This is a genomic window from Salipiger abyssi (assembly GCF_017311415.1).
Lineage (GTDB): Bacteria > Pseudomonadota > Alphaproteobacteria > Rhodobacterales > Rhodobacteraceae > Salipiger > Salipiger abyssi_A.
The window spans coordinates 1-18,076 of sequence record NZ_JAEKIS010000003.1; the positions used below are offsets into that span (position 1 = coordinate 1).

Sequence of the window (18,076 nt, forward strand, 5' to 3'; positions counted from 1 at the left end):
ACAGCGCCGGCTGCGCCTCCTGCCGCGGTCCCATCATTGCCGATCCTCCCACCCAGTGAGGGAATTGAATCAGCCAGAGGCACCGCGATCAAGCACGAGTTTTTCAACGGAATACGCCCAATCTGTTTGTGTCTGGTCGCATCTGCCCGGGAGGCGAATGCCGATGTAGGGCGACCTGCAGATAGGCGCTGCGCGCGGTGCGATTGCGGACCGATGACCAAGGGTCCCAGGCCACGGGGGCGTCATCGTACCCTCGGCTCAACATCGGCCCAATGCTTGTGAGCTGACATCTTGCGTGCTCTGTGTACTGCCTCTTGCGCCGTGACGGGAAAGAAATCCCAAACGTCGACGCCGACATTTACGCTGTTCGAGCTTCCGGGCCAGCCATGGTGAACGTGGCCGAACAGGTGCAGAGCTCCTTTGCGCGCATGGTGCCACGTCATCATGGGATAGTGGCAGAGCGTGATCGGCAAAGACGCAGCGGGATCTTCGACCTCGCACATCAAGTCGACGCTATCCCACGGCAGGCTCTGGGTTAGCGGCCCATCATGGTTGCCGACGACCAGGTGGCGGCGTGCACCGGGGAGCTGGCCGAAGATCATCGTAAGCCAATCTTCGTCCTTGGCCTTGGGGCCGAAGGCGAAGTCACCGATGATCCAAAGGTCATCATCGTGCCCGACCTTCTCCCACAGATTGGCGATCAGGACGGCATCCATGTGACCAGCGTGACGGAACGGTCGCCCGGAGAAGGGGATGATGTTCTCATGCCCGAGGTGAAGGTCGGCGGTGTACCAATGGGTCACTTTATCGCTTCCTCGATTGTCGCCTCGATCTGCGCGCGCAGGGTCGCGGTCCGCTCGTTGGCATAGGTCCGTGCCTTTTCGGGACCCCAGCAACCCACAGCAACGGCGATCAAGTAGCAAGAGGTACGGCCGATGTCTTCCCAGACGCTGTCTCGCACAGACGGCTCGCCTAACAAGATCATCGTGATGAACCAGGTCATGCAAGCCAGTGAAAAGCAGGTGAAGATGATCGTGAACACATGAGCTCCGTTCACCGGCAGAGTGCTGACGCTGGGTGAGAACCAAGTTTCGGTGGTCGAGAGATTGCGCATTGCAAGAACGCGGTCCGCTGCGCGATCGCCGATGATCACGATCTCATGCCCCGCCCTGCAGTGGTCGAGGGTTTCATCGCGGAAAGGCAGCTCGCGACCGCTGGCATCGGCGATCCATACTTCGGGTAGCGAGCTGATGGTGGAGTGAGAATGCCGCCCCGTGCTCCGGTGATGAGTGATGCGATCCGCGACCGAGATGACTCGCCCGCGAAAGCTGACCAGGGGGCGACCTTTGGCGGTCAAGGAGTGTTGCTTACTACCGGTCATGAAAGGCCACCTCGGGCAATCAGCAGCACAGCTGCAAAACCCAGGAATGATAGTAACGTGGTGCTGATGAGGATCGCGACTCCCCAGACCCTCAAGGCGCGCACGCGTCTGTCGGCTTCTCGAAGCAGATCATGAATGTCATCCTGATGCTGGAGGAGCTCGTCATGAGCGCGCTCCACTGCTTCCAAGCGACCGAGAAGTGGCAGATTTTGCGTGTAAAGCTGGGCTCGCAAAGCTTCCGCGTGCCCATTCAGTTCATCCTTGATTGCGACTACGTCGACTGCGGACGACGCCTCCTTTGAACCGCCTCGGCGGCTTATCTCATTGATCCTGGCTTCAAGTTCATTCATGGCCGATAGCCTCTCGATTTGCGGCGATTTATCTCGTCTTCGCCGCTGCTAAGGGCGGCGCGGACAGCCTCGGCTTCTTGGGCACGCTCACGATTTGTCAGTCGGTTTGACAGCCGTTCCCAGACATTGGCGAAGGCGAGAGCCAACGGGGTGATCGCCTCACGGATGCCAAGCCGAGCTACGTCCTGTTCCAAGGCTGCATCGGTGATCTTTAGGCCCGATTTCTCGCGGTTGGGGCGCACCGAACCGTCAAGCACACCGGCGAGCACGCGCATCGCAGTCCTGACGGTCGTTCGAGCGGCGCCGGTTGCCTGGCGGGTCGTCTCGGCCTGGAATTCCCTCCGCTCGCGGGTCAGGGCCTCCTTGTCCGCTTGCATGGCGGCCTCGGCCGTCTTCACTCGGGCGAGGCGGTGGTCGGCCTCGCGCTCCTTTTCAGCCGCTTGGGACAGTTGCGTTTCCGCTGCCCTCAGCTCCGACTCCACCTGGTCGACAAGGCCGACGAGGCGCGTTTCCATCTCGTCATGCGACCGGGCTTGGTCGGCTTCGGCGTCGATCAAACCGGCGATGCGGTCATCCAACTGTCTTTGAAGACGCGCGTTGCGCCGAGCCTCGGCCTTACGAGCTTGCCATTGCGCTCGGGAGAGGCGCTCGCGCGCCGGACCGATCCTGGTCAAACCGCAGGGTACACCGACTCTCTGGTGGTAATCGTCCTGAACCTCACGAGCTTTGGACCGGTAGGCAGCGTTGCCCTGCTTGACCGCTTCGCGGTCGCTATGACCGCCTTCCCGGGCAGCAGCTTCGGCCTTTGTCTTCGCCTGCCATGCCGGGTTCAGGTCTCTCGCAGAGCAGGCAGGATCGTGAAGGGGCAAGATGAAGGCGTGGACATGCGGATGCGCTTCGTCGGTGTGTTCGACAGCGCTGACCAATCGGTCGCCGTACATCGCGGACAGCCAGTCAATCGTACGCCTGACCCAATCGTCGTAGCGTTCCTTCGCCTCGCTGTCTGAGGCAACCTGCTCGCACAATAGCGGATAGGATGCGACGCAGGTCAGCATCGTATGCCGGTCCTTTCGGACGGCCCTCTGCGCGGTCCGACCGTCCTTCAGGCGAACCTCGACGCCGCCCGAATTCAGCATTTCATCGTGCTGCTGCCGGACTGCCGCCGGTGCTACTCCGAAGATGATCCTTGGATCCTTCGGAGCTTGAACGTGAAGGGAAAACTCCGGTGCGCGCGCGGCTTCGGCCAGCACCTGTCCGACTGACTGGCCTGCCGGATTCGGCTTGCGGGCGAACGATTGGAACCGAACAAATTGAGGCCCGCTCATCACTGGCCCCTCGCGGTTGGGGAATGCAATATCGACCGACTACTATGTTGCGAGCAACATGTCGGCGAAGGCGCTGCGCCCCTCGACCCCGCGTGCGGCTTCGCCGCCGATCCGTTCCGGATCGCAGCCACTTTCAGTGGCTGCCAAACCCACCCTCCGCCAGCCGTCTGATGGGCGCTACGGGTGTGTTTGGCGAAGGGGCGACACGGCAGCGCTTGTGTCGTTTCGGCGCCGTTGGTTCGCTTCCGGGAGCGTTGGTCGCGTGTCCAGGTCATTTCAGAACCCCGGCAGCCCTGGCTTCGTCACGCGTGATCAGGCCCCGCTGCAAGGCGGCTGTGACCTGGCCGCTTGTCACGTGCCGGCACATCCCGTGGCGGGTCTTCACCCAGCCAGCGACCTGTCTCAGGATCTTCTCGGCACTCTCCGATGATGTGGCCTTCTGCTGCCGCAGCGCATCCACGTGCCGCCGCCATTTTCCGAGCCGCAGCCAGTTGTCGAGGAAGCACACCTTCGAGCGCGTGTAGCCATCGGATTCGGCGGCGTACGCAGCGGCAGCGGCAGCCAGCTCTTCGAACGACGCGTCGCCTAGCGCCTCTGCGAGGTGGCGGCGACAGCCCGGGCGGTCCCGGCGACGGTCGGAGGGGTAAGCCGCCCAGATCTTCTCCAGATCCACCTCCTCCGCCTCGCGCGCCTCTGCGCGCGTAGGAGGTTTCATAGGATTGTTCCCAGGGTTGTTAGGGGGTCGTGGTGAACCCCGACGAGGGGTCACCGTGACCCCCCTTGGGGTATCATCGTGAACCGGGTTCACCGTGACCCCGGTCTCCTTGGGCCCCCTTGTGGGCAGCAGGGAGTCCAGTTCGGAAACCGCTTCGAGGACGAGGCGATAGACGACGGTATGGCCGTGATCGCAGGCCCGCCGTTCGCCGGTTTTGACCAGCAAGCCCTCGTCGAGGAAATCACGGATCGTCCGTTTGACGGTGGCGAGGCTCAGCTCCGTGTGCCGCGCGATTGTGTGTTTCGAACACCAGATCCCGGCCCCGTCGTCGCTCGCCTTGTTCGCGAGGTACATGGCGATCTGCTTGCGGGCGGCGCTGCCGAATCTGCGGCGGTCGCAGAGCGCTTCGACGTGATAGCTCATCGCGCTGCCCTCTTCTCAGAGGCGCCACTGGGATGAAATCCATCCCGGGCAGTGGTCCTGTGGGCCCGAAAATCGGCAAGGCGCAGGGAGGTGTCGCAGCGCGTGCCAATAGGCGGGAAACCTGCCGTCAGACCTTGCCAAACGGCTTGATTTCCTGCCCCGGTCCGAAAGATCGCTGTGTCAGATTTGTGCCAATCCGGGGATGATGTTCCCTCAACGTTCCGGAGTTTCCCGCAGCCAGCTTCAAGGCAAACCACTTTGGATCTTGCTTGTTTTAAAGGGCAGGCGTATGTCCGGCGGTGGGACACCCCTCCCCAACGAGGGGCATCTATCTGGAAGGTTAGGCAGATATGACTACCAAGCACCCGGCTACGCGGCCGGAAAACCCGCGTTTTTCTTCTGGGCCCTGTGCCAAGATTCCCCATTTTTCCGTGGACATGCTCGCCGATGCGGCGCTCGGTCGGTCGCACCGCGCCAAGATCGGCAAGGAAAAGCTCGCCGCCGCCATCGAGGGCACGCGCGAGATCCTGGGCATTCCCGCCGACTACAAGATCGGCATCGTTCCCGCCTCCGATACCGGCGCCGTCGAAATGGCGCTCTGGTCGCTGCTCGGCGCCCGCAAGGCCGAGATGCTGGCCTGGGAAAGCTTTGGCGCAGGCTGGGTGACCGATGTCGTCAAGCAGCTCAAGATCGACGCCGAGGTGAAGACCGCCGGGTATGGCGAGATCGTCGATTTCGCCACGGTCGATTTCAACAATGACGTCGTTTTCACCTGGAACGGCACCACCTCCGGCGTGCGCGTGCCCAATGGCGATGCGATCCCCGCCGACCGCGAGGGCCTGACGATCTGCGACGCGACCAGCGCTGCCTTTGCGCAGGATCTGCCCTGGGACAAGCTCGATGTAACCACCTTCTCCTGGCAGAAGGTGATGGGCGGTGAAGCCGCCCACGGCATGCTGATCCTGAGCCCGCGCGCCGTCGAGCGTCTGGAAAGCTACACCCCCGCCTGGCCGCTGCCGAAGATCTTCCGCCTGACCAAGGGCGGCAAGCTGATCGACGGCGTGTTCAAGGGCGAGACGATCAACACGCCCTCCATGCTGGCGGTCGAGGATTACCTCGTGGCGCTGGACTGGGCGCGCAAGATCGGCGGCCTGCCCGCGCTGATGAAGCGCGCGGATACCAACGCCAAGGTGCTGTGGGATTTCTGCGACCGCAACGACTGGCTGGCCAACCTCGCGGTGGATCCGGCGACGCGTTCGAACACCTCCGTTTGCCTGAAGTTCACCGACGACCGGATCAAGGACGGCGCGGCCTTTGCCAAGGCAGTGGCCAAGAAGCTCGACGATTACAACGCCGCCTACGACATCGGCGCCTATCGCGATGCCCCGGCGGGCCTGCGCGTCTGGTGCGGTGCCACAATCGAGGCCGCGGATGTCGAGAAGCTGACGCTCTGGATCAGATGGGCCTTCGAGGAAGTGCTCGAAGAGCAGACCGCGACCGCGTGATACCTCCCGTCCCGGCCTCCGTGCCGGGATCTCTTGCCCGGACCGGTGGGTCGCAGACCCACCCTACCTCCGTTCCAAATGCTCCGTAGGGTGGGTTTTCAACCCACCGACGCTCCCCTTATATTCAAAGGACCAGACCCATGGCTCCCAAAGTTCTCGTCTCCGACAAGCTCTCGGAAACCGCCGTCCAGATCTTCCGCGATCGCGGCATTGACGTGGATTTCCTGCCCGATGTGGGCAAGGACAAGGAAAAGCTCGCCGAGATCATCGGCGAGTATGACGGCCTTGCCATCCGCTCGGCCACCAAGGTGACGCCGACCATCCTTGAGCACGCCACCAAGCTCAAGGTCGTGGGTCGCGCCGGCATCGGAACCGACAATGTCGACAAGGAAGCGGCCTCCAAGAAAGGCGTGATCGTCATGAACACGCCCTTCGGCAACATGATCACCACCGCCGAACATGCCATCGCGCTGATGTTCGCCGTGGCGCGCCAGATCCCCGCCGCCGATGCCTCGACCCAGGCCGGCAAGTGGGAGAAATCCAAGTTCATGGGCACCGAGCTGACCGCCAAGACCCTCGGCGTGATCGGTGCCGGCAATATCGGCGGCATCGTCTGCGACCGCGCCCGTGGCCTGAAGATGAAGGTCGTGGCCTACGATCCCTTCCTGTCGGAAGAGAAGGCGCAGCAGATGCAGGTGGAAAAGGTCGAGCTCGACGAGCTGCTCAAGCGCGCCGATTTCATCACCCTGCATGTGCCGCTGACCGACGGCACCCGCAATATCCTCTCGGCGGAGAACCTCGCCAAGACCAAGAAGGGCGTGCGCATCATCAACTGTGCCCGCGGTGGCCTGGTCGACGAGGCGGCGCTGGCCGAGCTGATCAAGTCGGGCCATGTGGCCGGCGCGGCTTTTGACGTGTTCAAGGAGGAGCCCGCCACGGAGAACCCGCTCTTCGGCCTGCCCAACGTGGTCTGCACCCCGCATCTTGGTGCCTCGACCACCGAGGCGCAGGAGAACGTGGCGCTTCAGGTGGCCGAGCAGATGTCGGATTACCTGCTGACCGGCGCCGTGCAGAACGCGCTCAACATGCCCTCGGTGACCGCCGAGGAAGCCAAGGTCATGGGGCCGTGGATTAAGGTCGCCGGCCATCTCGGCGGTTTCATCGGCCAGATGACCGACGAGCCGATCAAGGCGATCAACATCCTTTATGACGGCGAGGCCGCAACGATGAACCTGGAGGCGCTGAACTGCGCCACCATCGCCGGCATCATGAAGTCGATCTCGCCCGAGGTGAACATGGTCTCCGCCCCGGTGATCGCGAAGGAGCGCGGCATCCAGATCTCGACCACCCGTCAGGAACAGTCGGGCGTGTTCGAGGGCTATATCAAGGTGACCATGGTGACCGCGAAGCGCGAGCGCTCGATTGCCGGCACGGTGTTCTCGGACGGCAAGCCGCGCTTCATCCAGATCAAGGGCATCAATATCGACGCCGAGGTGGGCGAGCACATGCTCTACACCACCAACGAGGACATGCCGGGGATCATCGGTACGCTGGGTACGATGCTGGGCGAGCACAAGGTGAACCTCGCAAACTTCACCCTTGGCCGGTCCAAGCAGGGTGGCCAGGCCATCGCCATCTCCTATCTCGACGAGGCGCTGGATCCGAGCGTCGTCGATGCGCTGAAGGCGACCGGTCTCTTCAAGCAGGTCAAGCCGCTGCAATTCGACGTGGCCTGAGGCCGCACCGGTCGGACATGCAAAGGGGCGCCGGTTTCGGCGCCCCTTTTTCGTGTCGTGGCTGGGGTCAGCGCGGCATGCGCCAGTAGATACCCCTCTGCCCGGCGATCTCCTCCAGCGTCGGCATGCGCAGCCGGGGCGGGCGCTGCCCGGTCAGGAACAGCGCGCCGAGATCGTCGAGCACGCCGCGATCCTGCGCATAGACATTGTGGTTGAGCGAAAACAGATCGGTGCCCACCGCGCTGACGTCGATGGAATCGACGCCCGGCACCACCATCGGCCCCTCCGGCCCCACATCGCCGAGCCTTATGTAATCGCCACGGATCTTCTGCGCCGCCAGCAGCGCACGGTCCGAGGCGCAGGCATAGAGTGTGACGCCCCTGGCGGCGGCGGTGAAGTGGCTGTGGATATTGCCGAACTCGCCGGCATCCAGATCCGGCGCGGCGAGCACAAGCTGCTCGATGGCGCGGCCCCGCTGGCTGAGCTTCGTGCCTGCATGCGTGAGTAGCTGTGCCAGCGCGGCGTTGCCCATGGAATGCGCGACGAGGTGGACTTTTTCGACGCCGGGCACGTTGAAGACGATCTCCAGGAACTGGTCGATAAAGGTGACCGCGTTGTCGGCGCTGTCCATGTCAGTCACATAATCCAGCGTCTCGCCCACCGAAGGCCAGCTATAGGCAAAGGCCGGCCCGTCGAAGCCGAGATCATGGGCAAGCTGCGCGGCGCGGAACATCGCCTCGGCAAAGGTGGTGTTGAAACCGTGGATGAAGACAAAGGCGGTATTGGCATAGGTCTCGGCGCTGTGAGCGGCCTCTGCGGCCATGCCGGTAAAGGCGGTCTCGCTCAGGATCTCGGTCTTGTGCACGGTGAAGTGCTTGGCGGGATCCTCGGTCTGCTTCCACAGGGTGACCTTGAAGAGCGTGATCTCCTTGGGGCGTTCCACATTGCCCAGCCGGTGCGCCTCGCGCGGAATGGTGATGTCGGTATGGCCGAGCGTCAGCGCATTGGCGCGCCTGTGCCCAAAGACGGGGCCGGTCTCCTCCTGGGTCTCGACATTGCGGTCGGTGCCGAAGAACAGCCGCTGTACCCAGTAACGGTTGTCCACCGGAGCTGCCATTTCTGGCATCGGCGCCGGCATGGGAGGCGCGAATTCGGGCTCGGGCGCGGCGGTTTCCCGCTCCCAGCTGGGGGCGTCTTCGGGCGGCGTTTCCTCGCGTTCCCACTCTGGTTCGAAGGGGGGCGGGGCCATCTCCTCCGCGTCATCCCCTGTCTCGGACGGTTTCGGCGCCTGGGCCTCCGGGGGCTTGGGCGGCTTGTCGGTTTTCGGGCGGGGCGGCTTACGCCGGATCAGCGCCACGGCGACCACCGCCGCCAGCAGCACGAGGATCAGAATGGAAATGCCATCGGTCATGTCGGAAATCCTGTCGGGACAATATCGCGGCCACCGCAAAATCATGCGGCAGTCCGGCGCGAGCCTATCACGGATTTCTGCAACCTATAGGGGCTTTGCGGGGTCTTTCCCCTGAAATGGGATCCCCAGGAAATGACAAACCCCCGAAAGGCGGCAGCCCCGGGGGTCGTCTTCTGTGTCGGAAGGTCAGCTGCGTGACCTCAGGCGGCGAGATCTCAGAGGAGACCTTCGCGCTGGGCTTTCTTGCGTGCCAGCTTGCGGGCACGGCGGATCGCCTCGGCCTTTTCGCGTGCTTTTTTCTCGGACGGTTTCTCGAAATGCTGCCGAAGCTTCATTTCACGGAACACGCCTTCGCGCTGCAGCTTCTTCTTCAGGGCGCGGAGCGCCTGATCGACGTTGTTGTCGCGAACACTAACCTGCATGTGGTTTTCACCACCTTTCTAAGTTTGAGTTGCAAGGAATTGCAGGAAGCGCCCGTATAGCGCGCCTTGGCAGAATTGTCTAGACTCCTATGTATTGAGTCGAAGGAGAGGCCCCATGACAGATGACATAGCTGGGCGCCTGCTGGATGCGGCGCTGAACCATGTCGCCTTCGATGGCTGGTCGGAAACGACCTTCCGCGCGGCGGTGACGGATGCGGAGATTGACCCGGTGGTAGCCCGGGGGCTCTATCCGCGGGGCGCGGTGGACATGGCGGTTGCGTTTCACAAGCGCGGCGACGACGCCATGATCACGCGGCTTCGGGAACTTGACGATGACGGGCTCCGATATCGTGACAAGGTCACGCGCGCGGTGCGCACGCGGATCGAGGTGGTCAAGGACCGCGAGGCGGTTCGGCGCGGCACGACGCTCTTTGCGTTGCCGATCTATGCGCCCGACGGCGCCAAGCTGATCTGGTGCACGGCAGACCGGATCTGGGGCGCGCTCGGCGACACCGCCCGCGATTTCAACTGGTACACCAAGCGCGCGACGTTGAGCGGGGTCTATTCCTCGACGGTGCTCTATTGGCTGGGCGACGATTCGCCCGATCACCACGCGACCTGGGAGTTTCTCGACCGCCGTATCGAGGATGTGATGCGAATCGAGCAGACAAAGGCCCGGATGCGCGACAACCGGCTGCTGAAACGGGTTTTCGCAGGCCCCGAACGGGTGCTAAGCAGCATCCGCGCGCCGCGATCGACGCGCGAGAACGATTTGCCGGGCGGCTGGACCGCCCCGAGATAAGAGCATTTGGGAAAACTACATGACTGACAGCATGCGCGCCGTCGAGATTTCGGAACCCGGCGGCCCTGATGTGCTGCGCCTGACGGACCGGCCCGTGCCCGGCGCCGGGCATGGCGAGGTGGTGATCCGTGTCGCCTGGGCCGGGGTGAACCGGCCCGACGCGCTCCAGCGCGCGGGCAGCTATGCGCCGCCCAAGGGCGCCAGCGATCTGCCGGGGCTCGAAGCCTCGGGCGAGGTGGTGTCGGTGGGGCCGGGGGTGAGCTGGCCCGCCATTGGCGACAGCGTCTGCGCGCTGCTGCCGGGGGGCGGTTATGCGGACTACGTCGCGACGCCTGCCGCCCATTGCCTGCCGGTGCCCGAAGGTATGGCGCTGCGCGAGGCGGCCTGCCTGCCCGAGACCTTCTTTACCGTCTGGTCCAACGTCTTCCAGCGCGGCGGCTTGCAGGCCGGCGAGCGCTTTCTGGTGCATGGCGGCTCCTCCGGCATCGGCACCACGGCGATCCAGCTCGCCTCGGCCTTCGGGGCGCGGGTCTTTGCCACTGCCGGCTCGGCGGAGAAATGCGCCGCCTGCACCGCGCTTGGCGCCGAGCGGGCGATCAACTACCGCGATGAGGATTTCGTCGATATCCTGCGCGGCGAGGGCGGGGCGAACCTGATCCTCGACATGGTGGGCGGCGATTACCTGCCGCGCAACGTCAAGGCGCTGGCGGATGAGGGGCGGCTGGTGCAGATCGCCTTCCTTCAGGGGCCGAAGATCGAGCTGAACTTTGCCCATGTCATGATGCGGCGGCTGACGATCACCGGCTCGACACTGCGCCCGCAGAGCGATCTGGCCAAGGCGCGCATCGCGGCGGCGCTGCGCGAGGAGGTCTGGCCGCTGCTCGACGCGGGCAAGGTGGCGCCGGTGATGGATTCGGAGTTTGCGCTGGAGGATGCCGCGCAGGCACATGCGCGTATGGAAAGCTCCGCGCATGTGGGTAAGATCGTGTTGAAGGTCGCCTGAGGCGGCAGGCGAAAGGGGGGGTGAAACCCGCCCTACGCCACGGCGCGGCGGTAGAAATGCCAGCTCGCATGGCCGAGCACCGGCAGCACCACGATGAAGCCCAAAAGCAGCGGGATCGCGGCGAGCACCATCAGCACGGCGATCAGCGCGCCCCAGCTCAGCACCACGCGCGGGTTCTGCTTCAGCACGCGGATCGAGGTGGCCACCGCCACCGGCGCGCCGACCGGGCGGTCGAGCACCAGCGGGAAGGACACCACCGAAGTGGCCAGCGCCGCCAGTGCGAAGAGAAAGCCCACCGCGCAACCGATTACGATCAGCGCCCAGCCGCCCGGTGTGGAAGTGACCTGCGCCGCGAAGGCACTCAGGCTGTCGGGCGTGGCGGTGCCCATGGTGGCGCGATGGATCTCGGCGGCGGTAAGCATCCAGGCTGTGAAGAGCGCCGCGAGATAGATCCCCATCACGAGAACGGCACCGAAACCGGGCGCACGCAGCACGGCAAAGGCATGGCCCCAGCGGGGGTGTTCGCCCATCTCGCGCTGACGGCTCATCTCGTAGAGTCCCACCGCCGCGACCGGGCCGAGGATGGCAAAGCCCGAGATCAGCGGGAAGAGCAGCGGCAGCAGCTCCATCCGGAAGCCGAGGGCGATCAGCAACAGGCCGACCACCGGGTAGACGAGGACGAGGAACATCACGTCGCTGCGACAGGCCTGGAAATCCTCCCATCCGGCGCGCAGCGATGCGCCGATATCCGACATCTGCATCTGCCGGACCTGCGGTTCGGCGGCGTCCTGGCTGCCCAGCTCGCGCGAGGCGGCGGCGAGGTGGCCGCCGGCGCCGCTCAGGCGCTGCGCAGTCCAGGATAGCGGGTTTCCGATCGTTTGGGCCATGGGTCTCCTCCCTCTGGCGTTGCGGGAGACGCCAGGCCGGCCCGGCCGGCACGCGGGCGGGCCGGACCGACCGGCGCCGCGTGCCGATCAGGGTAGCACGGATCGGGCGCTGCCGCGTTCACGAGGTCTTGTGCCCCCTTGTACCCCTGCGCAGGGCAGCGCAGGGTTCGCGGTAACAGATGCCTGAGACAGAGGAGAGGATCATGGCCGGAACGGCGAGAACGGTGATCATTGAGGAACATGGCGGGCCGGAAAAGCTCAAGCTCGCAGATCTGCCGGTGGGCGAGCCGGGGCCGGGCGAGATCCGCATCCGCCACGCCGCCTGCGGGCTGAACTTCATCGACTGCTACCAGCGCTCGGGGCTCTATCCGATGACGCTGCCGCATGCGCTGGGCATGGAGGGGGCGGGCATTGTCGAGGCGGTGGGCGAGGGGGTGAGCCATCTCGCTGCGGGCGACCGCGCCGCCTATGCTGCCATGCCGCCCGGTGCCTATACCGAGGCGCGGGTGATGCCGGCGGCGCAGGTCTGCAAGCTGCCCGACGGGATCCCCTTCGAGGAGGGCGCGGCGATGATGCTGAAGGGCATGACCGTGCAGTATCTCTTTCACCGCACCACGCCCTTGAAAGCCGGGGATACGGTGCTGTTTCACGCCGCCGCCGGGGGCGTCGGGCTGATCGCCTGCCAATGGGCGAAATCCGAGGGCATCCGGCTGATCGGCACCGCTGGCTCGGACGAGAAATGCGCGCTGGCGCTGGAGCACGGGGCGGATGCCTGTATCAACTATGCCACCGAGGACTGGGTGGCGCAGGTGCGCGACCTGACCGGCGGCAAGGGCGTGGACGCGGTGATGGATTCGGTGGGCAAGGCGACCTTCGAGGGCTCGCTCGATTGTCTGAAGCCGCTGGGGATGATGATGTCCTTCGGCAATGCCTCGGGTGCGGTGGAGGCGTTCAATCTCGGTCTGCTGGCACAGAAGGGCTCGCTCAAGGTGACGCGGCCGACGCTCTTTACCCATATCGCCGATCACGACGCCTGCCAGGAGATGGCGGCGATGCTGTTTTCCAAGGTGCTGGCGGAGGAGGTGAAGATCCGCATCGACCAGCGTTTCCCGCTGGAGGACGTGGCGGAGGCGCATCGGGTGCTGGAGGCGCGGCGCACCACCGGCCAGACGATCCTGACGCTGAGCTGAGCGCGATGTGCGCCCGTGCCGGGCGCGCTTGTCTGAGCCCGGCGCCGCCTGTGGCGGCCCCGGGCGGAGTGGGGGCGCTGCCCCCTCGCGCGCCGGGGCGCGCTTTCCCCCGGGATATTTCAGGCCAATGGAAACGCCATGGTCTGGCCCGGCGGGATCAGTCGCGCCAGGCGAAGAAGCCCGGGCCGGCTTGCGTCAGCAGATCGCGGGCGAGCTGGCGACCGAGATCGGCGCCGTCGGTCGCGGGGCCTGTGAGCTCGCCCGAATAGGCGGCGCTGCCGTCCGGTGAGAGGATCTCGCCGCGCAGCCGCAGGCTGGTGCCGTCGAGCTCGGCGAGCCCGGCGATCGGGGTTTCGCAGGAGCCGTCGAGCTCGGCCAGGAAGGCGCGTTCGGCGGCGAGGCGGGTGGCGGTCTCGCTGTCATGGATCCGGGCCAGCATGTCGCGGGCGCGGGGATCGTTTTCGCGGCGCTCGATGCCGATGGCGCCCTGCGCCACCGCCGGCAGCATCTCTTCGGGGGACATCGCCGTCATCGGCACCTCGCCTGACATGCCCATGCGGTTCAGACCGGCCATGGCGAGGAAGGTGGCGGCGGCGGTGCCGTTTTCGAGCTTTTTCAGCCGGGTTTGCAGATTGCCGCGGAACTCGACCACCGTGAGATCGGGGCGGCGGCTCAGCAGCTGGGCGCGGCGGCGCAGCGAGGAGGTGCCGACAACGGTGCCCGGGGGCAGTGCCGCAAGCCCGGCATGACCGGGAGAGATGAAGGCGTCGCGCACATCCTCGCGCGGCAGGTAGCAGTCGAGCACCAGCCCGGCGGGCTGTTCGACCGGCATGTCCTTCATCGAATGTACCGCGATGTCGATGCCGCCGGCCAGAAGCTGCTCTTCGATCTCCTTGGTGAAGAGCCCCTTGTTGCCGATCTCCTTCAGCGGCCGGTCGGCGGCGATCATGCTGCGGTCGTCGCCGGTGGTCCTGATCACCACGATCTCGAAGGCCTCCGCCGCCAGCCCGAAGGCGGCGGCGAGGCGGTCGCGGGTCTCATGGGCCTGGGCCAGCGCCAGCGGCGAACCGCGGGTGCCGATCTTCAGCGGCTGGGCGGGGGTGGGCAGGGTCATCGTCATGGGGCGAAGCTTTATGTCGCGGGAATGGCTGTGGCAATGGGGCGCGAATTGACATATTGCCGCCTGCGACGCGATTGGGAGGCTGCGAGATGACCAAGACGATCCTGCGGGCGCTGGCCGGAGAAACCCTGCCCACGCCGCCGATCTGGATGATGCGGCAGGCCGGGCGCTATCTGCCGGAATACCGCGCCACACGGGCGCAGGCCGGCGATTTCCTGTCGCTGTGCTACAATCCGGAACTGGCCGCCGAGGTGACGCTTCAGCCGATCCGGCGCTATGGGTTCGATGCGGCGATCCTCTTTGCCGATATCCTGCTGCTGCCGCAGGCGCTGGGCGCCGATCTGTGGTTCGTGACCGGCGAGGGGCCGCGGCTCTCGACCATCACCAGCGACGCGGAGTTCGACAGGCTCGGGCGCGGCGAGATGATCCACGACACGCTGAACCCGATCTACGAGACGGTGCGGATCCTGAGCCGGGAGCTGCCGGAGGAGACCACGCTTATCGGTTTCGCCGGGGCGCCCTGGACGGTGGCCACCTATATGATCGCCGGGCGCGGCACCCCCGATCAGGGGCCGGCGCATGCGCTGAAGGCGGAGAGCCGGGCGCTCTTCGAGAAGATCATCGAGCGGCTGACAGAGTCGACGATCGACTATCTGTCTGCGCAGGTCGAGGCCGGGGCCGAGGTGGTGAAGCTCTTCGACAGCTGGGCGGGCTCGCTGGAAGGCGAGGATTTTACCCGCTACGCGCTGGAGCCCGCGCGGATCATCACGCAGGAGCTGAAGGCGCGGCATCCCGGCCTGCCGGTCATCGTCTTTCCGCGTCAGGCGGGGCAGGGCTATGTCGGCTTCCATCAGGCCACCGGCGCCGATTGCGTAGCCGTGGATGACAGCGTGACGCCGGAATGGGCGGCGGAGCATGTGCAGGTGGATGGCTGCGTGCAGGGCAATCTCGCCTCCTCGCATATGGTGACCGGCGGGCAGGCGCTGGTCGACGAGACAAGGCGTGTGGTGAAGGCGTTCTCGAACGGGCCGCATATCTTCAATCTCGGCCACGGGATCACGCCGGATGCCGACCCCGAAAACGTGCAGCTGATGATCGACACGGTGCGCGCGGGCGCCTGACGCCCCTGGGCGGTGCGCGGCGTCTGGGGCGGCTGGTGTGCCCGGGATCACGCAATGCTGAGCCCGGTCTGCCGCCGTTCGCACCGGAGTGGGTTGCGCCGTAGCGTGGCGCGCGGCATCTAGTCGGCACCAGAAAGGATGCGTCCATGCCCCCCATCTTTGCCGTGGGCGATATTCACGGCCAGCTTTCGCAGCTTCAGCAGGCGCTCGATTATATCGTCGAGGATCCGGAGGCGGGCGCACCGGTGGTGTTTCTGGGCGATTTCGTGGATCGCGGCCCTGAAAGCAGCGCGGTGATCGAGACGCTGATGCGGGGCCAGTCGCTCGGGTTGAGCTGGATCTGCCTCATGGGCAATCACGACCGGTTTTTCCTGCGCTATCTGGAGAACCCGTTCTATCAGGATCCGCAGACGCGCAATCCGCATTTCTATACCGACCCGCCCATCGGGGGCGACAAGACGCTGGCCTCCTACGGGGTCGATGCTGATCCGCGCCGCGATCCCAAGGAGATCCATGCCGATGCCGTCGCCGCCGTGCCGCAGGCGCATCGCGACTGGCTGGCGGCGCTGCCCCGGGTCTACGAGACGGAGCAGCAGATCTTTGTGCATGCGGGGCTCCGCCCGGGGGTTCCGATTGCCGAGCAAAGCGAGGACGATCTGCTTTGGATCCGTCGCGCCTTTCTGAACGATACGCGCGACTATGGCAGGCTGGTGGTGCATGGGCACACTGCCATCGACGTGCCGCATCTCTATGCGAACCGGCTCAATATGGACGGCGGAGCGGGCTATGGAAACCCGCTCTACCCGGCGCTGCTATTGGGCGGCGAGGTTTTTCTGCTGGGATCCCATGGGCGCGTCCGGCTTTAGCGCGCACCACGCGTCATATTGCGACAGAAAGACCTGGCCCGAGAGATCGTGCAGGAAATGCGAGCGTTTCAGGCGGTCCATCACCGGGCCCTTGATCTCTGTCAGGTGCATCCTGATGCCCTGTTCCGAGAGCCGGCGGTTGAGCTCTTCGAGCGTCTCCAGTGCGCTCATGTCGACCTCGTTCACGGCGGGGAACATCAGCACCACATGGTTGAGGTTCTCGCATTCCGCGACCCGTTCCAGCACGTAATCCTCCAGGAAGCGCGCGTTGACGAAATAGAGGCTCTCGTCCACCCGCAGGGTCAGCACGCCGGGCAGGGTCTCGACCGTGTGGCGTTTTACATTGCGGAAGTGATGGGTGCCAGGCACCAGCCCGACCTCTGCCACATGCGGTTTCGAGGTCTTGTAGAGATGCAGGAAGATCGACAGCAGCACGCCTGCCGAAACGCCCATCTCGACGCCGACCAGCAGGGTCAGCACGATGGTGGCGGAGACGGCGGTGAAATCCACCTTGGAGTAGCGCCAGGTTTTTTTCAGGATCGAGAAATCCACAAGGCTCAGCACTGCCACGATGATCGTCGCGGCCAGCGTCGCCTTGGGCAGGAAATAGAGCAGCGGCGTCAGCACCAGCGTGGCGATGCCGATGCCGACGGCGGTATAGGCGCCGGCCGCAGGCGTTTCGGCGCCGGCGTCGAAATTCACCACCGAGCGGGAAAAGCCCCCCGTCACCGGAAAACCGCCGGTGACCGCCGAGGCGATATTGGAGGTGCCGAGGCCGATCAGCTCCTGGTCGGGGTCGATGCGCTGGCGGCGCTTGGCGGCGAGGGTCTGCGCCACCGAGACCGACTCGACGAAGCCGATGATCGAGATCAGCACGGCGGGCAGCAGCAGCGTCTGCCACATGCCCGGATCGAAGGAGGGGGCGGAGAGCGGCGGCAGCCCCATGGGCACCTCGCCCACCAGCCGGACGCCCTTGTCGCCCAGGCCAAAGATCCACGCGACCAGCGTCGTCACGACGACGGCGGCGACCGGGCCGGCCTTGGCAAAGATATCGGCCATGCGTTTCGACAGGCCGGCCTTGATCAGCAGCGGCTTGAGCCCCTTGCGGACCCAGAACAGGAAGGCGGTGGCCGCCACGCCGATGACCAGCGTGATGAGATTGGTCTCGCCCAGATGTTCGAAGATCGACCGGACCAGCTCGACCAGCGTGTGACCGCCCGCTTCGATGCCGAAAATATGCTTGAGCTGGGAGGCGGCGATCAGGATGCCCGAGGCGGTGATGAAGCCGGCGATGACCGGGTGGGAGAGGAAATTGGCCAGAAAACCCAGTTTCAGCACCCCGAGCAGCGTCAGGAACACGCCGGAGATGAAGGCCAGCGTGATCGCGGCCAGAGCGATCTCCGCCGGTGAGGTCAGCCCGAGCTGGCCGATGGCTGCCGCCGTCATCAGCGACACCACCGCCACCGGCCCGACCGCCAGCGCCCGCGAGGTGCCGAAGATCGCATAGGCCACCAGCGGCAGGATCGAGGCGTAAAGCCCCATCTCGGCGGGCAGGCCGGCGAGCAGGGCGTAGGCCAGAGATTGCGGGATCAGCATGATCGTCACGATCACCGCCGCCACGAGGTCCGAGGTCGCGGTGTCGCGGTTGTAGGTTTTGGCCCAGGTCAGGATCGGCAGGTAGCGTGTCAGCAGATCGCGGGAGGGGCGGGGCACATTCATGAGGGCTGTCCTGCAATTCGGTCAGAGACGGGCAACGGGGGAGTCGCCCTTTGCGGCGTAGATATATTCAAAACACAGAATTTTTGAAGGGGGGAATGTG

At 65.1% G+C, this 18,076-nt stretch carries 17 protein-coding genes; 7 read left to right on the forward strand and 10 right to left on the reverse strand.

Annotated elements, in window-relative coordinates; genetic code table 11:
• Positions 1-242: 242 nt before the first annotated feature.
• The 5 genes from I6N89_RS05065 to I6N89_RS05085 all read right to left on the reverse strand — a co-directional run bounded on the left by I6N89_RS05065 (position 243) and on the right by I6N89_RS05085 (position 4,194).
• Positions 243-803 carry a metallophosphoesterase gene (locus I6N89_RS05065; protein ID WP_207017134.1) on the reverse strand — a complete coding sequence of 187 codons (561 nt, stop codon included), beginning with the start codon at positions 801-803 and terminating at the stop codon, positions 243-245.
• Positions 800-1,381 carry a hypothetical protein gene (locus I6N89_RS05070; protein ID WP_207017135.1) on the reverse strand — a complete coding sequence of 194 codons (582 nt, stop codon included), beginning with the start codon at positions 1,379-1,381 and terminating at the stop codon, positions 800-802. Before I6N89_RS05070 ends, I6N89_RS05065 begins: the two co-directional genes overlap by 4 nt.
• Entirely contained in the window at positions 1,378-1,731 is a 354-nt protein-coding gene (locus I6N89_RS05075; RefSeq protein ID WP_207017136.1) for a hypothetical protein, read from the reverse strand. Before I6N89_RS05075 ends, I6N89_RS05070 begins: the two co-directional genes overlap by 4 nt.
• Entirely contained in the window at positions 1,728-3,056 is a 1,329-nt protein-coding gene (locus tag I6N89_RS05080) for a plasmid recombination protein (protein WP_207017137.1), read from the reverse strand. Before I6N89_RS05080 ends, I6N89_RS05075 begins: the two co-directional genes overlap by 4 nt.
• 271 nt (positions 3,057-3,327) lie before the next feature.
• On the reverse strand, positions 3,328-4,194 hold the full coding sequence (locus tag I6N89_RS05085) for a hypothetical protein (RefSeq protein ID WP_207017138.1): 867 nt from the start codon (positions 4,192-4,194) through the stop codon (positions 3,328-3,330).
• A gap of 350 nt (positions 4,195-4,544) precedes the next feature.
• Between I6N89_RS05085 and I6N89_RS05090 the strand changes: the two genes are divergently transcribed.
• Positions 4,545-5,699, forward strand: coding sequence for a phosphoserine transaminase (locus I6N89_RS05090; RefSeq protein WP_207017139.1), 1,155 nt, complete (start codon positions 4,545-4,547; stop codon positions 5,697-5,699).
• A 140-nt stretch (positions 5,700-5,839) separates the two neighbouring features.
• Positions 5,840-7,435 carry a phosphoglycerate dehydrogenase gene (gene serA / locus I6N89_RS05095; RefSeq protein WP_076697629.1) on the forward strand — a complete coding sequence of 532 codons (1,596 nt, stop codon included), beginning with the start codon at positions 5,840-5,842 and terminating at the stop codon, positions 7,433-7,435.
• Between the two features lie 67 nt (positions 7,436-7,502).
• On the opposite strand, the gene I6N89_RS05100 is transcribed toward serA, so the two are convergent.
• Positions 7,503-8,846 (reverse strand): alpha/beta hydrolase, encoded by a 1,344-nt coding sequence (locus I6N89_RS05100; RefSeq protein ID WP_207017140.1) that lies wholly within the window; start codon positions 8,844-8,846, stop codon positions 7,503-7,505.
• Between the two features lie 215 nt (positions 8,847-9,061).
• Positions 9,062-9,268, reverse strand: a complete 207-nt coding sequence (rpsU, locus tag I6N89_RS05105) for a 30S ribosomal protein S21 (protein ID WP_007818122.1) — start codon at positions 9,266-9,268, stop codon at positions 9,062-9,064.
• A 115-nt stretch (positions 9,269-9,383) separates the two neighbouring features.
• Between rpsU and I6N89_RS05110 the strand changes: the two genes are divergently transcribed.
• Together I6N89_RS05110 and I6N89_RS05115 are read left to right on the forward strand one after the other, a co-directional pair.
• Complete coding sequence (locus I6N89_RS05110; RefSeq protein WP_207017141.1) at positions 9,384-10,070, forward strand: COQ9 family protein; 687 nt, start codon at positions 9,384-9,386, stop codon at positions 10,068-10,070.
• A 19-nt stretch (positions 10,071-10,089) separates the two neighbouring features.
• Entirely contained in the window at positions 10,090-11,073 is a 984-nt protein-coding gene (locus tag I6N89_RS05115) for an NAD(P)H-quinone oxidoreductase (RefSeq protein ID WP_207017142.1), read from the forward strand.
• A gap of 32 nt (positions 11,074-11,105) precedes the next feature.
• Here I6N89_RS05115 and I6N89_RS05120 read toward each other — a convergent pair whose 3' ends face one another.
• A complete protein-coding gene (locus I6N89_RS05120; RefSeq protein ID WP_207017143.1) occupies positions 11,106-11,960 on the reverse strand; it encodes a DUF2189 domain-containing protein in 855 nt (284 codons plus the stop codon).
• Positions 11,961-12,163: 203 nt separating this feature from the next.
• Between I6N89_RS05120 and I6N89_RS05125 the strand changes: the two genes are divergently transcribed.
• Positions 12,164-13,150: a quinone oxidoreductase family protein gene (locus I6N89_RS05125; protein WP_207017144.1), complete on the forward strand. Its 987-nt coding sequence runs from the start codon at positions 12,164-12,166 to the stop codon at positions 13,148-13,150.
• A 157-nt stretch (positions 13,151-13,307) separates the two neighbouring features.
• Here I6N89_RS05125 and hemC read toward each other — a convergent pair whose 3' ends face one another.
• Positions 13,308-14,270 carry a hydroxymethylbilane synthase gene (gene hemC, locus I6N89_RS05130; protein ID WP_207017145.1) on the reverse strand — a complete coding sequence of 321 codons (963 nt, stop codon included), beginning with the start codon at positions 14,268-14,270 and terminating at the stop codon, positions 13,308-13,310.
• Between the two features lie 89 nt (positions 14,271-14,359).
• Here hemC and hemE point away from each other — a divergent pair, with 89 nt between their 5' ends.
• Positions 14,360-15,391 carry a uroporphyrinogen decarboxylase gene (hemE, locus tag I6N89_RS05135; protein WP_207017146.1) on the forward strand — a complete coding sequence of 344 codons (1,032 nt, stop codon included), beginning with the start codon at positions 14,360-14,362 and terminating at the stop codon, positions 15,389-15,391.
• Between the two features lie 146 nt (positions 15,392-15,537).
• Positions 15,538-16,257, forward strand: a complete 720-nt coding sequence (locus tag I6N89_RS05140) for a metallophosphoesterase (RefSeq protein WP_207017147.1) — start codon at positions 15,538-15,540, stop codon at positions 16,255-16,257.
• Here the strand turns inward: I6N89_RS05140 and I6N89_RS05145 are convergent.
• A complete protein-coding gene (locus I6N89_RS05145) occupies positions 16,204-17,976 on the reverse strand; it encodes a SulP family inorganic anion transporter (protein WP_207017148.1) in 1,773 nt (590 codons plus the stop codon). The two genes, I6N89_RS05140 and I6N89_RS05145, sit on opposite strands and share 54 nt — an antisense overlap.
• Positions 17,977-18,076: the final 100 nt, after the last annotated feature.

What these genes read in the sequence shown, in the direction of transcription:
- rpsU (WP_007818122.1), bottom strand. Translation starts at nt 9,268, where the DNA reads ATGCAGGTTAGTGTTCGCGACAACAACGTCGATCAGGCGCTCCGCGCC.
- I6N89_RS05140 (WP_207017147.1), top strand. Translation starts at nt 15,538, where the DNA reads ATGCCCCCCATCTTTGCCGTGGGCGATATTCACGGCCAGCTTTCGCAG.
- I6N89_RS05115 (WP_207017142.1), top strand. Translation starts at nt 10,090, where the DNA reads ATGACTGACAGCATGCGCGCCGTCGAGATTTCGGAACCCGGCGGCCCT.
- I6N89_RS05110 (WP_207017141.1), top strand. Translation starts at nt 9,384, where the DNA reads ATGACAGATGACATAGCTGGGCGCCTGCTGGATGCGGCGCTGAACCAT.
- I6N89_RS05090 (WP_207017139.1), top strand. Translation starts at nt 4,545, where the DNA reads ATGACTACCAAGCACCCGGCTACGCGGCCGGAAAACCCGCGTTTTTCT.
- I6N89_RS05100 (WP_207017140.1), bottom strand. Translation starts at nt 8,846, where the DNA reads ATGACCGATGGCATTTCCATTCTGATCCTCGTGCTGCTGGCGGCGGTG.
- serA (WP_076697629.1), top strand. Translation starts at nt 5,840, where the DNA reads ATGGCTCCCAAAGTTCTCGTCTCCGACAAGCTCTCGGAAACCGCCGTC.
- I6N89_RS05125 (WP_207017144.1), top strand. Translation starts at nt 12,164, where the DNA reads ATGGCCGGAACGGCGAGAACGGTGATCATTGAGGAACATGGCGGGCCG.
- I6N89_RS05075 (WP_207017136.1), bottom strand. Translation starts at nt 1,731, where the DNA reads ATGAATGAACTTGAAGCCAGGATCAATGAGATAAGCCGCCGAGGCGGT.
- I6N89_RS05070 (WP_207017135.1), bottom strand. Translation starts at nt 1,381, where the DNA reads ATGACCGGTAGTAAGCAACACTCCTTGACCGCCAAAGGTCGCCCCCTG.
- I6N89_RS05085 (WP_207017138.1), bottom strand. Translation starts at nt 4,194, where the DNA reads ATGAGCTATCACGTCGAAGCGCTCTGCGACCGCCGCAGATTCGGCAGC.
- I6N89_RS05145 (WP_207017148.1), bottom strand. Translation starts at nt 17,976, where the DNA reads ATGAATGTGCCCCGCCCCTCCCGCGATCTGCTGACACGCTACCTGCCG.
- hemE (WP_207017146.1), top strand. Translation starts at nt 14,360, where the DNA reads ATGACCAAGACGATCCTGCGGGCGCTGGCCGGAGAAACCCTGCCCACG.
- hemC (WP_207017145.1), bottom strand. Translation starts at nt 14,270, where the DNA reads ATGACGATGACCCTGCCCACCCCCGCCCAGCCGCTGAAGATCGGCACC.
- I6N89_RS05120 (WP_207017143.1), bottom strand. Translation starts at nt 11,960, where the DNA reads ATGGCCCAAACGATCGGAAACCCGCTATCCTGGACTGCGCAGCGCCTG.
- I6N89_RS05080 (WP_207017137.1), bottom strand. Translation starts at nt 3,056, where the DNA reads ATGAGCGGGCCTCAATTTGTTCGGTTCCAATCGTTCGCCCGCAAGCCG.